Origin of the sequence: Enterococcus ratti, from assembly GCF_001886195.1 — a bacterium.
Classification (GTDB): Bacteria; Bacillota; Bacilli; order Lactobacillales; family Enterococcaceae; genus Enterococcus_B; species Enterococcus_B ratti.
On the sequence record NZ_JXLB01000062.1, the window covers coordinates 1 to 723 of the forward strand.

Annotated in this window: 1 tRNA gene; it reads right to left on the bottom strand. The window is 30.0% G+C overall.

The window, feature by feature from the left end:
- Window positions 1–441: 441 nt before the first annotated feature.
- Window positions 442–514: transfer RNA gene (locus tag RV14_RS11705), tRNA-Thr, on the bottom strand.
- Window positions 515–723 lie beyond the last annotated feature (209 nt).

A 723-nucleotide genomic window follows, 5' to 3' on the forward strand; every position in this document is an offset into this window, starting at 1 on the left:
GGTTCGAGTCCTACTGCCGGAGTAGTTAAACACGATAGAGTGTCTATCGTGTTTTTTTGTCTTTCTTCGTAATTGTACTGTTATGTAAAATAGGCAAATAAATTTAAAAAATTGCTGGAGCTGGAGGATTAGTGTTTTTTTTAATTAGCGATTGCATAAATTTAACATAAATAGAAGGTTTTGTCGGTAAGGGGAGTTCATTTTTTAGAGGAAGTAAAAATTTTTTTAATCAAAAGATAACAGACTTTTTCTGATATGAAATTAGTTTTTGAGTCCTTATAAAAATTTAATAGTAGCTTTATTTCTAACTAGTACTTTTCATGTATATAAAAATAAAAGGCTCTTAACATTTATGAAAAATAATTTGTGGTATTTTCGTAGGGGAATAAAAAGACAGTGAAAACATATTGATAAAACAACATATTTTTACTGCTTAAATTAAGCCACTTGCCGGGCTTGAACCGGCGACCTCTTCCTTACCATGGAAGCGCTCTACCAACTGAGCTAAAGCGGCATAATCACTAATACAAACAATAGAATAACGGAAATCATTCATTTTGTCAATACGTAAATAAAATAAAAATTTTTGCTTCATTAAAATTAAAATAACAACAAAATGAGAGGGATTTCTTCAGAAAAATTTCCCAAAAAGTATTGCGCTATTTGAAATAAAATGATATCATATGTATGTGTTTAATTCCGGCATAGCTCAGTTGGTAGTAG